14 protein-coding genes and 2 pseudogenes are annotated in these 13289 nt (G+C 69.5%); 5 read left to right on the forward strand and 11 right to left on the reverse strand.

What is annotated here, in order from left to right; genetic code table 11:
- Nucleotides 1–156: 156 nt before the first annotated feature.
- The 6 genes from ABZX75_RS04995 to ABZX75_RS05020 form a co-directional block, all read right to left on the reverse strand.
- Complete coding sequence (locus ABZX75_RS04995; RefSeq protein WP_355407882.1) at nucleotides 157–906, reverse strand: ZIP family zinc transporter; 750 nt, start codon at nucleotides 904–906, stop codon at nucleotides 157–159.
- Between the two features lie 363 nt (nucleotides 907–1269).
- Nucleotides 1270–1968, reverse strand: coding sequence for an aspartate/glutamate racemase family protein (locus ABZX75_RS05000; protein ID WP_355407884.1), 699 nt, complete (start codon nucleotides 1966–1968; stop codon nucleotides 1270–1272).
- A 280-nt stretch (nucleotides 1969–2248) separates the two neighbouring features.
- Nucleotides 2249–2833: a hypothetical protein gene (locus ABZX75_RS05005; RefSeq protein WP_355407886.1), complete on the reverse strand. Its 585-nt coding sequence runs from the start codon at nucleotides 2831–2833 to the stop codon at nucleotides 2249–2251.
- Between the two features lie 187 nt (nucleotides 2834–3020).
- Nucleotides 3021–3413: a hypothetical protein gene (locus ABZX75_RS05010; protein WP_355407888.1), complete on the reverse strand. Its 393-nt coding sequence runs from the start codon at nucleotides 3411–3413 to the stop codon at nucleotides 3021–3023.
- A gap of 315 nt (nucleotides 3414–3728) precedes the next feature.
- Nucleotides 3729–4097: a hypothetical protein gene (locus ABZX75_RS05015; RefSeq protein ID WP_355407890.1), complete on the reverse strand. Its 369-nt coding sequence runs from the start codon at nucleotides 4095–4097 to the stop codon at nucleotides 3729–3731.
- A 302-nt stretch (nucleotides 4098–4399) separates the two neighbouring features.
- Nucleotides 4400–5497: a DUF5954 family protein gene (locus ABZX75_RS05020; protein WP_355407892.1), complete on the reverse strand. Its 1098-nt coding sequence runs from the start codon at nucleotides 5495–5497 to the stop codon at nucleotides 4400–4402.
- Nucleotides 5498–5905: 408 nt separating this feature from the next.
- Between ABZX75_RS05020 and ABZX75_RS05025 the strand changes: the two genes are divergently transcribed.
- Both ABZX75_RS05025 and ABZX75_RS05030 read left to right on the forward strand, forming a co-directional pair.
- Entirely contained in the window at nucleotides 5906–6175 is a 270-nt protein-coding gene (locus ABZX75_RS05025) for a hypothetical protein (protein WP_355407894.1), read from the forward strand.
- 103 nt (nucleotides 6176–6278) lie between these two features.
- A complete protein-coding gene (locus tag ABZX75_RS05030) occupies nucleotides 6279–6536 on the forward strand; it encodes a hypothetical protein (protein WP_355407896.1) in 258 nt (85 codons plus the stop codon).
- Here the strand turns inward: ABZX75_RS05030 and ABZX75_RS05035 are convergent.
- Nucleotides 6463–7092, reverse strand: coding sequence for a DUF2867 domain-containing protein (locus ABZX75_RS05035; RefSeq protein ID WP_355407898.1), 630 nt, complete (start codon nucleotides 7090–7092; stop codon nucleotides 6463–6465). The genes ABZX75_RS05030 and ABZX75_RS05035 overlap by 74 nt on opposite strands.
- 70 nt (nucleotides 7093–7162) lie before the next feature.
- On the opposite strand from ABZX75_RS05035, the gene ABZX75_RS05040 reads away from it, so the two are divergent.
- Entirely contained in the window at nucleotides 7163–7720 is a 558-nt protein-coding gene (locus ABZX75_RS05040) for a TetR/AcrR family transcriptional regulator (protein WP_355407900.1), read from the forward strand.
- 102 nt (nucleotides 7721–7822) lie between these two features.
- Here ABZX75_RS05040 and ABZX75_RS05045 read toward each other — a convergent pair whose 3' ends face one another.
- The 3 genes and pseudogenes from ABZX75_RS05045 to ABZX75_RS05055 form a co-directional block, all read right to left on the reverse strand.
- Complete coding sequence (locus ABZX75_RS05045) at nucleotides 7823–8080, reverse strand: hypothetical protein (RefSeq protein ID WP_355407958.1); 258 nt, start codon at nucleotides 8078–8080, stop codon at nucleotides 7823–7825.
- 42 nt (nucleotides 8081–8122) lie between these two features.
- Nucleotides 8123–8533: pseudogene (locus ABZX75_RS05050) on the reverse strand (hypothetical protein); the annotation flags it as partial.
- 31 nt (nucleotides 8534–8564) lie between these two features.
- Nucleotides 8565–9107, reverse strand: a complete 543-nt coding sequence (locus ABZX75_RS05055) for a sugar O-acetyltransferase (RefSeq protein WP_355407902.1) — start codon at nucleotides 9105–9107, stop codon at nucleotides 8565–8567.
- A 109-nt stretch (nucleotides 9108–9216) separates the two neighbouring features.
- Between ABZX75_RS05055 and ABZX75_RS05060 the strand changes: the two are divergent.
- Nucleotides 9217–9369: pseudogene (locus tag ABZX75_RS05060) on the forward strand (IS982 family transposase); the annotation flags it as partial.
- A gap of 634 nt (nucleotides 9370–10003) precedes the next feature.
- Here ABZX75_RS05060 and ABZX75_RS05065 read toward each other — a convergent pair.
- Nucleotides 10004–10870 carry a ScbA/BarX family gamma-butyrolactone biosynthesis protein gene (locus tag ABZX75_RS05065; protein ID WP_355407904.1) on the reverse strand — a complete coding sequence of 289 codons (867 nt, stop codon included), beginning with the start codon at nucleotides 10868–10870 and terminating at the stop codon, nucleotides 10004–10006.
- A gap of 909 nt (nucleotides 10871–11779) precedes the next feature.
- Between ABZX75_RS05065 and ABZX75_RS05070 the strand changes: the two genes are divergently transcribed.
- Nucleotides 11780–13015: a cytochrome P450 gene (locus ABZX75_RS05070; RefSeq protein WP_355407906.1), complete on the forward strand. Its 1236-nt coding sequence runs from the start codon at nucleotides 11780–11782 to the stop codon at nucleotides 13013–13015.
- Nucleotides 13016–13289 lie beyond the last annotated feature (274 nt).

The following is a 13289-nucleotide window of genomic DNA, read 5'->3' on the forward strand; positions in this document are numbered from 1 at the left end:
GGCTTACCGGCAAACCTTCCCGGTCACAGCACTAGGGCTGCCCCGGGGACGTACAGGTGCCCCTTTTCGGGAGCGCGGTACGGATCCCTTGTTCGTGACGCCGCGGGCCATGCCGGGCGCAGCGGACCGCCCCGCCCGTCACCGCGCGCTCCGCCCCTACAGGTGCGACAGGGCGAACGCCGACAGGAAACCGACCACGGTCACCAGCCCCGTCATCAGATGGACCTTGCTGTAGGCCTCGGGGATCATGGTGTCGGCGATCATCGCCAGGATCGCTCCGCCGGCCACGGCGGTGATCACCGCCATCACCGCCTCGGAAGCCCCGCCCAGCAGGGCGTAACCCGCCAGCGCCGCCAGCCCACTGATCACGGCGATGGCGCCCCACAACACGAACACGTAGGTGCGGCTGCGTCCGGCGCTCCTCATGCCGGCGGAACTGGCCAGGCCCTCCGGAATGTTGCTGATGAACACCGCACCCACCGTCGCGACGCCGAGGTGACCCCCGCCCAGCAGGCTCGTGCCGATCACGACGGACTCGGGGATCCCGTCGAGCAGCGCGCCCAAGGCGATGGCGTTACCCGACCCGGGCGCCTCGGCTTCGGAAGGCTGCTCGCCTCCCGAGCGCTTACGATGCTGCGCGCCTCGGCGCGCGAGGAGGGCATTGGCCCCCGAGTACACGGCAGCGCCGCCGACCGCTCCGGCGACCACGGGCCACATACCCGAGCGTTCGTACGCCTCAGCGATCAGCTCGAAGGACACCGCGGCCATCAGTACGCCGCTGCCGAAGGCCATGACCAGCGCGATCAGCCGTGGTGGGACGCGCACCAGCGAGCCGATGGCCGCCCCGATCAGCAGAGCCGCCCCGGCGAACAGACCCCATCCTCCGGCAGTCAACGCTCCCGTCATAGCCGCTCTCCTCGTTCTTGGCTGACATATGCGCTGCTCCTACCCGGCCAGGGGTTCCGCAACAGCCATCTCCGGCCCAGCGCCCCGGACTGGTCGCCAGCGACCCTCGGCACCGTGTGTGCCCCCAAGATGCCGGCTCGCGGATCGATCCCCGGGTACGAGCCCCTCACCGTCCACCTGCCACAGGCGCAGGCGACCATGGTCGGCCTCCTCAACACCGACGTCCGTCCTGCACGGCGGCCACGAGCCCAGCACGTTCCTCGGCGAGGCAGTCACCAGCATGGTGACCCCTGGCATCTCCGGCGCCCCCATGTATGACGGCCTCGGTCTCCCACCGCCGCCCCACCAAAGGGGAACGCCCTCCTAGGGGCAGTCAAACAGCGCCGCCTCCACCGCCGCCTCCGCGTGCAGCCGCGCGGTGGGGAAGACGGGCACGGGACTGTCCTCGGAGCCGATGAGCAGCTCGATTTCGGTGCAGCCGAGGATGATCCCTTCGGCACCCGCCGCGACGAGCTCCTTGATCACCTGCTGGTAGGCGGTACGGGAGTTCTCCCTCACCACCCCCAGACACAGCTCCTCGTAGATCACTCGGTGTACGAGCGCGCGCCCGTCGGCGTCCGGAACGTGCACCTGGAGGCCTGCCGCTTCGAGGCGGCCGCGGTAGAAGTCCTCTTCCATGGTGAACGCGGTGCCCAGTAGCCCGACTCGGCGCAGTCCTTGGGCCCGTACGGCGTTCGCCGTGGCATCGGCCAGGTGGAGCAGGGGGATCGAGACTGCCGCCTCGACCTGACCGGCGACCTTGTGCATGGTGTTGGTGCAGATCAGCACCATGTCAGCGCCGGCTGCCTCCAGCGATCGAGCAGCGTCGGCCAGGGCCTCGCCGGCTTCCGTCCAGCGGCCCTGGACCTGTAGTTGCTCGATGTCGGCGAAGTCCACCGAATACAGCACGCACCGGGCCGAGTGGAGACCGCCGAGCCGGTCGCGCGTGTACTCGTTCAGCAAGCGGTAGTACTCGGCCGTCGACTCCCAGCTCATCCCACCGATAAGGCCGATCGTTTTCAAACCACGCTCCTCACCTCGTCCCGGGCAGCACACCGGGGACCGTAGGCCGTCCATTCTCCCAGGCTGCCTCCTGGATCACGCGCTCGGCGCGGCGCACCCCGAGGACGCGGCACGCGCCGACCGCATCGCCGAACTCGGCCGCGTGGCAGCGCGGTTCGGGACGGCGCCCGCCGCAGCGCGCCCCGCCCTCCTCGCCGACATGTCACAACGCACTCTGGTGTGCGGACGCAGGTGCGGTCACGGGTGGCGTGCGGAGGCGAATCCGCCTGAACTCGGTGGATCAGTCACGGCCTCCGCCGCAACTGCTGCCGCAGCCGGAGAACGACCCACAGGAGGAGCCGGAGGACCCAGATGACGTCACGGACCGCTTCCGGTGGCCGGCATCCTTCTTGCGCTGCCAGAGGACGGAGGGGCTTTCGGCCGCCCGCCCCTCGGCCTGGGGGGAGCGGCGCAGGGACAGCAGCGGGACGGCCGCCACCTCTGTGACGATCCGGGTGCCGTCGTGGAACACCGCGTATTCGAGGAGGACTTCCGCGCCCTCGTACGGGGCGCCGTAGAGGATCGCCTCGAACGGCTCGCTGAAGGGGTTGACGTCGTGGTGCTCGGCGCGCAGTCGCTCCTCCGAGTCAGCCCGCAGGGTCCGCACAGGACCGACTCGGTCCTCGAACCGGCTGCGGAACGCGATCAGCGGCTTTGCGGAAGGCGTGCGGGCGTCGGCGTACAGCCAGTTGTGCGCGGGAGAGGTAGCGCGCAAGCCCACGACGAAGGCGGGCTGCGGCGCGGCGCGCAGTCGGCGCGCGGCCAGCTGGGCGGTCACCCCACGACCGAGCATCGCGGCACCGGGGGCGACCAGCAGCAGAGCCACCAGCCCGCACTGCAGTGCGGTCAGGCTGGTCCTGGCCGCTGGTCCTGCCGCTGGTCCAGGGCCGGCTCTCCGAAGGCGGCCGCGCCGAGGGGGAGCGGAGCCCGTACGGCCCGGACGGGACGGGCTCGGCCGAATGCGCCGGCCCACGCCCGGGTGGCAGGCCGTGCCCCTGCGAGGGCGGGGCTGATCAGGCGGGCGTGAAGACGTCTTCGTGTGCGTCGTCGAGGATGAAACCGTTGTCGAAGCGGACGCGCACCATGACGCGGAACCTCTGTTCCTCGTAAGCGATCCATTCGGGCTCCAGGGAGCTCACCTTCTCTTCGAGCTGCCTCCTGCTCTCCTTGGGCATCTGGTGGCCGAATGCATCGAGAAGCGACTTGAGTCGCATGTACTCGCGGACCTCTTGGCTCTGTTGCCGGTTCTCGACCACCCGCTCGACGGTGCCCTCGGTGCCCGCTCCCAGGGACAGGAAACCGGCGACGGCCACGGTCGGGGTCGGGGAGTCCCCCGTCGTCGTGACCGAATCGGTCAACCTGATGTCCGCGGCCAGTTTCACTCGCTGGCCTTCTTTCAGCGTCATTGCTTCTTCTTCTCTCAGATCGGTGCATGCTGCCCGCCTGGCCGGGCGGCGAGCAGGGGCGCGCGTGGGGGCAGGTCAGGGTGGTGCCATTATCTGTGTCGGTCTTTGCGGACGTGGAGCCGGCACCGCTGGTGCGGGCGACCCTGCCCCGCCGAGCCGACCATGCCCGCACACTGACAAGCCGTTGCGCCCGGAGGGCGCGAGGCCGGCGACATCGGCTCGCCACCGCCAGCATGGGGTCCCCAGAGCCCGAGGACTCGGCTGTCCTCAGCCTCTGAGGAACGGGGCGGGACGACCCGCGCGGACGTAGTCCTTCTACAAGATCTGGGACTGTAAATGAGCGAGGAATCGAGTATCAGCGCCGAAGAAGCAGCCCGGATCGGTAGCCGCATGGGCGGCACGGTCCTGGCGGTGTACCGGTGGGGTGTCTTCCTGGATGTGGGATTGTCCCAGGTGGGATTCATCGACCCCGCGTACATCGATGACGGTGACGTCTACGAAGTGGATCAGGCCGTGACCGAGCCTGCCGTCCGGCTCCAAGTCGACCAGATCCGCCCCACGTGCGGATGCGGGCCAGGCACTGACGGTGGTCCACGGCGACCCCTCGGCAAGCGGCTCGCCCCGGTCCTTCTGTACCTCCAGGGCGGCCTCCTCCAGGTCCAGCGCCCGCTGAGTCCCCGTCATCGGTGCCCGCCGCGGTTCACCATCCTGGAGCGCCCTTGCAGGACGAGCGGGGGTCCACCCGCTCGCGCGGCAGGACAAGGTGAACCCCCGGCAGGAGCCCAGCCACCGGCCAGCTGTTGTGCAGTCGAACTCGGCCTCGCTGGCCGCAGGGCGTGCCCTGCCCTCGTGCACCGCGCTCTCGCCCGCAACGGTGCGCCACATACCGAGGAGGCACGTACCGAGGAGGCCCGTCTACGACCGCATGCGGGCCCGGGCAAGGCTCGGCCGACCGCGTTCAACGACGGGCGCCACCGTGTTCCGGGTCAGTCCTCGGGGAGGACGCGGCCGTCCTCGTCGAGCGGAAGGTGAATGCGTGCGGGATCCTGGCTGTTGACGTCTGACGGGCGCGGGCCCTCGGGCCCGTCGGAGCCCCAGCGCAGCAGGCGGCGGGTACGGACGACCTGGTACACGGTGCCTTCGAATTCCAGCCGGTTGACGCGCCCCGCCCGGAGCGCGTTGGCGGCCTCGGCGTACGCGGCCAGCTCCGCGGACGGCAGGCCGGCCGACGCCCCGCTACCGGTTTCCCTGCCCGCTGCCCAGGTGCGGGCGTCGGTGTGCGGATCGGCGTCGTCGGGGATGTGACCGCGCATGCGCGGCCACATCCACGTCAGGGCGAAGTCCAGCGACTTGCGGGCAGCGTGCGCGGTTGCGTGCGGGCCGGTGACCGGCTTCCAGCCGCTCCCACTCTGCTCCACGACCGTGAACGTCGGGGGCAGCAGCAGGACGTCCGGGTGGGTGTCCAGGGCCCGCCGCGCGTCGGCGCGCACGTCTTCGGGGAACCGTTCACCGGTGTAGCACAGGCCGCGCAGCGCCAGCTGCTCAAGGGCCTGGGTAGGGGTGACCGGCGCGTCCGGGTCCAGGACCAGGCTGTCGTCGATCTCCGGCTCCCTGGCGGCGCGGTCCCAGTCGGGGACGGGGGGCTCCGGATCGGTCGGGCGCGGCTGTTCCAGGCCGCCCGGGCCCGCGCCCGCGTACTCCTCGGCGCGCACGACCCGGTACCGGGTCCCGGCCACGGCGAGTTCGTCGACCCGCTCGCTCTCCAGCCGGGCGACCGCCGCCAGCAGGGCGCGCCGCTCCGCCCTGTCGTGCGCCTCGTCCTTCGCGCGGAACCACAACCGCGAGTTCAGCCCGTCGCGCGCCTGCTGGGGGCAGCCGGCCGTCACCGCGACCACCACCCGCCACCGCGGCCCGTCCCCGGCACACTGCGCCGCCACCCCGAACAACGGGCCGCGCACCACCACATCGCCCGCACGCGCCGCGGCGTCGACCGCGTCGGCTTCCACTGCGGCTTCCACCGGTTCCACCGGCACCCGCACTACCATCGGCCGGGACCCGCCCGGCCCCACATCTCCACGGTCCATGCCCCCATCCTGCCGACCACGGCACGGCTCCGCCCGCTCATTCGCTGATCCCCCCTCTCAGGGGTCCCGCGGCTTGCACACTCGGCCCTGTTCTCGTACGGCTGGCGCCGAGGAGGAACGCCGACGCCGGCGGCTCGCCGCCTTCCTGAGCCAGTACGACGGCCCGGTCGGCCCGGTCGGCCCGTGACGTGTGGGGGAGCCTGTCGGCGGCGCGCCTCGGAGGCGAGGAAGTGCTCGGGCTTGCGCTCGTATCGGCGGTGCTTCCTCTGCCCCGCCCTCGGGTTACGGCTGCGCCATCCATCACCCGGGCCCGCACCCACAGCACCGGCCGCGGTAGGCGTAACCGTCTGGACGCAGAGCAGTTGTCCAACCCGGCAGACCGTGAGGACACTAAGCATGGAGGCGGCAATGAACAGTGGTGCGGCTGCGATGGCGGTATCGGCTACGGCATGCATGGCGGTCTTCCTCAACAGCGCGCCCGCTCTGGCCGGAGGCATCGGAGCCGTGGGCAACGCGGCATTCGACAACACCTGCATCCAATCCGGCGCCGGCCCCCTCATGGACACCGCGCCAACGAGCGGAGCCGGACTGCTCGTCGGCAACCTCCATCAGACACCGGTGCAGTACAGCAAGAACAGCTGCGGCGGTACCGACATCGACGTAGATACAACTACCTAGCAGGCCTCGCAGGCCTCGGTATTCGCGGTGGACACGTCTGCCTCGATGCGTGTGCTCAAGAACGTCGTGCTCGGCTCGCCCGGCCGCGGACGGCGTCCACCGCATGGGCAATTGCACGCTGCCGAACGTCTGGTGGGAGGGGAGGGCGTCGGCGAAGACGCCTCCACCTTCAGGGGCAAGGCGGTCGGTTTCGTTACACGGTGTACGGGGCGGCGCCAAAAAGGCGTCCGGCAAGGTCCTCCGGTTCAAGGGTGCCGGCAAGCTGGTCGTCCTGGTCGTCCTGGTCATCACGAAGTTCCAGGTCGCCGCGTTCGGCAAGGACGGCCACGATCCCGCCACGTGTGTTCCCACTGCCGCGTGAACGCCGGAAAGATGACGAGGCGTCGGAACGGCGCGATGACGGCCATGTACAGCCGTCCAGACAGGCCGTTGGGCTTCACGAGGACCGCCATCCGGAGCTCGTGTCCGCCGCTATCGGCCGACGCCCATCCCAAGTGCACGACCGCGTGGACGGTCTTGGCCGCCAGTTTGACGGCGCACTCGTTGTCGAGCTCGTACACCGAAGTGAGCGGCGCAAGCCCGGCGTCTGAGCCGCGTGGGGCTTCGCGAAGGTCGCCCGACAGGCGGTCGCGCAGCGACTCAACCCGGACCTCGATGCCCGCCTCGGGCTTGTCCCACCCCAAGAGAGCACCGACCTTCCAGCGCACCGCGAACAGGAACCGGGACAGCAGAGGTTCCCTCGCGGGTCCGGCGGACGCCTGCATCGCGGCGAGCATGGTGGGGAAGTCGTCCGGTCCGGCGCCAGGGGTGCGGACTGCCCACACGTCCTCGAGCCGGAAGTCGCTGGTAGTTCGTGGATTCGCCAGGGGTGGTCGGTGTGGACCGTGTCGGGCAGTCGGGTCATGATCGGCACCCACCTTCTATACGATGACGTATAGAAGACAGTAGCCGCTTCTATACGGCTCCGTACAGACCTGGGAGGTTTCCGTGGCAAGCGCCAGGACACCGCGTGCGGCGTGGATCGACGCTGGGCTGCGCGCCCTGGCGGCCGGCGGGCCGGAAGCTGTGCGGATCGAGGTGCTGGCAAGGTCGCTCGGGGTGACCAAGGGCGGCTTCTACGGCTACTTCGCCGACCGTTACGCGCTGCTCGAGGAGATGCTCGACGCGTGGGAGGGCGATGTCACCGACGACATCATCAAAAGCGTCGATGCCGAGGGGGGCGATGCGCGAGATCGCCTGCGCAATCTGTTCCGCATCGCGGGGAGCCGCAAAGGAACGACCACCGATGTGAGCACAGAGCTGGCGATTCGGGACTGGTCGCGGCGCGACCCTGCTGTTGCGTATCGGTTGCGGCGCGTCGACAACCGGAGGATGAACTACCTCCGTGAGCTGTTCCGAGAGTTCTGCCACGATGAGGACGAGGTGGAAGTCCGCTGCACCATCGTGACATCGGTATGGCTGGCGGCTCACTTCGTAGCCTTCGACCACGGGACGCGAACGCACGACGATGTCGAGCGGATGGTACTACAACGGGTGCTCGAGTAGACGCCGCCCGGCTGCGCACGCAGGGGCACGCTCGGGCTGACACCTGCCGGTGAGGCCCGCACCTCACCGGGGCCCCACGCCGTCACCGGGGCGTGCCGGCCGTCACTTCTTGCACAGGGCGGTGTCGAGGAGAGCCTCGGCACTGGTGAGGGCCTGTGGGGTCGGCGCCATGTTGGCAGTGACGGCGATCGTGGCGGCGGGGCCGTCATCGGTGGCACCGGGAACCGTGTGGTAGCCGGGGGGGTCACCGCCGTGGCCCCACAGCAGGCCGCCACAGCTCAGGGGCGTGCTGGCCACACCGAGCCCGTACCGGGTACCGGGGAGCCAGCCGGGACCGTCGACCTTGATCTGCTCGGCCACCGGGCGGCCGGCGACCTTCTCGATGAGCAGCCCGGCGACAATGCAGTTGGTGTTGTTGTACGCCCAGCTGGTCCCGGGAGCGAACGGGTGTGCCCGTCGCGGTCGACGGTGGCGGCCAGAGCGGCGGGCAACTTGTCGTCGGCCACGAGGCGCTCCACGCACTTGCGTACGTCGGCACGAGAGCCGTGGGACTCCGCCGCGGACGCGGGCAGCGCGCCGCTCACCGCCAACGCGGCGGCCATCGCGGCCACCAGAGCGATTCCGCGTCGAGGCTCGGACGGCGAAAGAGGACGCACACGCTGCTGGGAAAGGTCGTTCACGAGTGACCCTCCTCGTGCGACCTGATGGCCACATCTGTGAACCGGACCCGTTCAGTCTGTGTGTCCGAGATCCGCGGGACCATCCGGGCAGTGGGGCCCAGGCAACTAGGGATATCCCCCGGCCGTTTGGCATCTTCCGCCCCCTGGGCTTCGCTCACCGGTCGTCACCACCGTCGGTGCACGGTTGCCTTACTACCGGTCACCAGGCTTGCCGGCGGGACGTCATCGGTCACGACCGCGCCGGCGGCGACCACGGCATCACGGCCAATGCTGACGCCAGGCAGGATCGTGGCACCGGCGCCGATCCACACGTTCTCCGCCACATCGATGGGCGCGCCGCTCAGCCACCCCCGTCGCTCCTCAGGATCGACTGGGTGACCGACAGTGATGAACGTGACCTTTGGTCCGACCATCACGCGCTCGCCGAGCCGGATGCCGGCGTAGTCCAGAAACGTGCAGTTCTGGTTGATGAACACGCGCTCCCCGAGGTCCAAGTGAAGGCCGTGGTCCGTGTAGAAGGGCGGATAGATCGTGACTCTCGTCGACAGCGGCTTGCCGAGGATCTGTTCGAACAGTTCCGCCTTGCCCGCTTCGTCCTCGAAGGGCAGGACGTTCAGGCGGGAGGTGAGCTCGGTGACGCGAAGGACCCTCTCGGCCATGGCCCGGAACTCGGCGCTATGGATGCGCATGAGACGGTCGCTGGACATGCCACGATCCTTTCGGTGCACCGGTGAGGTGAGCTGGATAAGACTCACTGGGTGATCATTTTCAAGGGGTGCCTGGGGAGACGAGAACAAGGGCGTCCAAGGTCGTTTTGTGACGAACGGCCTGGACACCCCCGCGACGGCACTCTATGCGACGACCGACGACCTGCTGAAGGAGCGTCCGGAGCTGACGCCTTGGCGGCCGGCCGTGGGGATCGCGCCGCAGCTCACCGACGCCGAGCTGGTCGCACTCTCGATGATGCAGACCCGTCTGGCCGGAGCCCCTGTCTCGGCTTGCTGGACGCTGAAGTTCGATCGGCTGTCGGTGGTGCGTACGGTCAAGTCCTACCAGGGGCAGCGCAGCGGTCCGTGACCTGTCACGACGGGGCGACGGTGGCGGCGGGGCAACTGTCCTACGAGTCGCACCTGGAACAGCACCACGCGATTCTGAGGGAGTTCACCCTCAGGGCGCGGGCCTGGCCGGCCAGCCGATCCGACTGTTCTGGCCCGGCCGGTGAGGCCGTCGCGACGTCCCGGGCATCTTCGCCCGGCTCGATAGCGGTGGCGGTCTGATGGAGGACGTCCGTCCGGACGATCGGACCGAGTCGGACGACGCGGAGGCGTGCGCAGCCACCTGGCGGGCCTGCGAACTGGCGGGGTGGGCCTTTCGCCGGGTGGGAGCGACTTATCAGGTGCTGCCGGCGAACCCCTGCGGGTCCTGGTAGTTCCGGACGGGGGATACGACGTCCGTGCATCGTCCATCTGCTGGCTGGGCTGCCACCCGGCTCGGGAGGGTGGGGAGGGTGGGTTGGGGAGGTTCGTTGTGTGCGGGGGCTGTTGTCTGGTGGGGTGGTTGGGGGAGGGGGGTGGTGTCTTGGTGGGTGCTGGTGGGTGGTCGTTTAGGTGGTGGGCGGGGTGGTGGTGCCGGTGATGGTGGTGGTGTAGATGGTGTGGTTGTTTTGGTGGCCGGTGATGGTGGTGTGGGTGGGCGTGTGGTGGGTGGCGGTGATGGTGGTGGGGGTGTGGAGTTCGGCGTAGTGGTGGAAGTGGGTGGTGAGGGTGGTGGGGGTGTAGGTGTGTGGGGGGTGGAGGGCGTGGGTGGCTTGGCGGGCGGCTTCGATGAGGACCATGCCGGGGTGGTGGTCGTTTGGGTGTTCGAAGAGGATCGGGTGGTTGAGGTCGGGGGTGAGGTGCCATTGGTGCGGGTGTGGGGTGGGGGTGAGGACGATGTCGTGGGGGTGGCGTCGGCCTGCGGTGGCGGGGGGGATGGGTGTGCGGGGGCTGGGTGGGGCGGTGGGGGCGAGGGGTTGGTTACGGCGTAGTCGTTGGTAGGTGGTTGGGGGGATGCAGGTGAAGTGGGCGGTGCCGGTGGCGGTGAGGTGACCGTTGCGGTGGATGTGAGTGTGGAGGGTGCCGGAGAAGCGGTTGCCTTTCCAGTGGAAGTTGGTGCAGTGGGCGGTGAGGTGGAGGTCGGTGGGGCGGGGTTCTATGCGGAGGTGTTGAGGGTGGGTGGTGAAGTCCAGGGTCTGGAGGAGGGTGTGGTGGGTGAGGGGGACTTGGTAGATGGCGTGGCAGAGGTAGAGGCCGGCTTGTCGGATGGTTTCGCCGGCTTGGAGGGGGTCGTGGCTGGTGCCGTCGGGACTGGTGAAGAAGGTGTGGGCGCGGGGCCATTGGGCGGTGAGGGTGAAGGTGTCCATTCCGGTGCGTTCGCAGCCGGTGAGGAAGACTTCGGCGAGTGAGCTGCGGTGGACATATTCCCTGGGCACGGTGGTGGTGAGGCGGGGCGTGGGGTTGGGGTGTGTCAGGGACGGTTCCGCCGGTCCCGCCTGCCCTGCCGGTCCCGTCTGCCTTGCCTGTTGAGTCTGTCCCGCCTGTCCCGTCTCTAGCGCCTGTCCCGTCTGATCCGCCTGTTGAGCTTGCCCCGCCCGCCCTGCCGGTCCTGCCTGTTGCGCCTGCCCCGCCCGCCCTGCCGGTCCTGCCTGTTGCGCCTGCCCCGGCTCTTCCGCCGGCCCTGCCTGCCCCGCGTGTTGAGCCCGCCCCGCCTTCTCCGTCGGCCTCGCCTGTCCTGCCTGCTTCGGCTGGCCTGCTTGTGGTGCCGGGTGTGTCTGTCTTGTCTGTTCTGTTTGTTGGGTGGTGGGTGGGTGGTGGGCGGGGGCGTTTTTGTGGGTTGTCAGCGTGGTCATGGACCTCTCCCGTGGGGCCGTTGGGCGGATGGGATGGGGCTGTGTACGCGACACGCAAGATACGTACTCTCCGGTTTTGTTTGCAAGGTGCTCAACGGGGGTGGATTTCGCTGTGTGTTCCCCTGCTCACGCACGGGTGGCGGGAATGGGGGCGGCTGTGGTGACGCCGACCAGGGGATATCGGCGCGGGGGTGGCGGCTGGGGGGTGGTGGCTCCGTTCCCAAGTGGGAGCCGGTGTTCCGGTCGCGCGGGGCGATGGGCGGGGGTGGCGGCGCGTGTCGGCGAGCGGTGCGGTGCAGGGATGCGGACGGGGTGTTGCGGGCCGTGTTGAACCATTGGCAGGCGGGGCGGGTCGTGTCAGACTCGGGGCCGCCGCCGGTCAGTTGAGAACCGGACGGGCGGTTTGGTATGCGTGGTGCGGGCTGTCTGGTGCACCGTGTGGCCGGTGTGCCGCCGTCTCTTGGAGAGTTCTTGATGAACCGTCAGTGTCCGATGGCGATTGATCCGTGTGGGGCGGAGCTGCATGCGGAGGCGGCGCGTATCCGTGAGCGCGGTCCGGCGGTGGAGGTGGTGCTGCCGGGCGGGGTGAGGGGGTGGGCGGTCAACCGGCATGCGGACATCCGCAAGCTGCTGGTGGATCCGCGGGTGTCGAAGGACGCGTACCGACACTGGCCGGCGTGGATCAGCGGGGAGGTGGGCGCTGAGTGGCCGCTGGCGATCTGGGTGTCGGTGCAGAACATGATCACCGCTTACGGGGAGGAGCACACGCGGCTGCGCAGGCCGGTCGCGGCGGCTTTCTCCGCGCGGCGGGTCGCCGCTATGCGGCCGCGGATCGAGGAGGTGGTGCGGGGGCTGCTGGACGATCTGGAGGCGCGGCCGGCAGGTGGGGTGGTGGACTTGCGGGCGGAGTTCGCGCATGAGCTGCCGACGCGGATCGTTTTTGAGCTGTTCGGGATCCCGGAGCGTTCGTGGGCGGCCCTGCACAAGATCATCAGGGGGTTCTTCGACACGGCGATCACGGCCGAGGACGCGCGGCGCAACGCGGCGGACCTGGACGTGACGATGGCCGACCTGGTCGCCTACCGGCGTGAGCGTCCGGGGGATGACCTGACCAGTGTGCTGATCGCCGCCCGGGACGGCGGTGAGGGGCGGGAGCGGCTCGGGGAGAAGGAACTGCTCGACAATCTGATCCTGCTCTTTACGGCCGGGTATGAGACCTCGGTCAGTCTCATCTGCACCGCGGTCCACGAACTGCTGCGCAATCCCGGTCAGCTGGAGCTGGTGCGTCAGGGGCGGGCATCGTGGGAGGACGTGGTGGAGGAGGCGTTGCGGCTGGAGCCGCCGGCCTCGTACGGGCTCCTGCGGTTCGCGGTGGAGGACATCGACATGGGGGAGGGGGTGGTGATCCCGCGGGGAGCGGCGATCGTGGTGTCCTTCGGGTCGGCGGGGCGGGACCCGGCTGTGCACGGGGCGGACGCGGAGCGGTTCGAGGTGATGCGCGCCACGCGCGGGGAGCACCTGTCCTTCGGGTTCGGGACTCATTACTGCCTGGGGGCGACCCTGGCGCGGCTGGAGTGCGTGATCGCGGTGCGGCGGCTGTTCGAGCGGTTTCCGGCGCTGGTGCTGGTGGCGGGTGAGCGGGGGGAGCTGCCGCGGGTGGAGTCGTTCATCTCCAATGGACTGCGGGAGCTGCCGGTGGTGCTGGGGGCGCCCGCGTCCCGCGCGTGAGGCGCCCCGCGCCGACTTGCCGACCGCCGACCCGCTGACCGCCCACCGCCGACTTGACGCCTGGCGTCTGCTGGCGGTGGGTGCTGGGTCCGGGCCCCGCGTGAGGTGAACCGCGTACCGGCTGCCGGTGGTGTGGTGCGGGCACCGTGTGAGGCCGGACGTGCCGCGGTGACGCCTGCTGGGTGTTGGGGTGTGGTGGGGGTTGGGTTGATTAAATACGGACCTTCTGGTTGGTTTTAGGGGGTGGGTGGGTTGGGTGGGGGGTGTGGTTGGT

This window comes from Streptomyces sp. NPDC003038 (assembly GCF_040611115.1).
Taxonomy (GTDB): domain Bacteria; phylum Actinomycetota; class Actinomycetes; order Streptomycetales; family Streptomycetaceae; genus Streptomyces.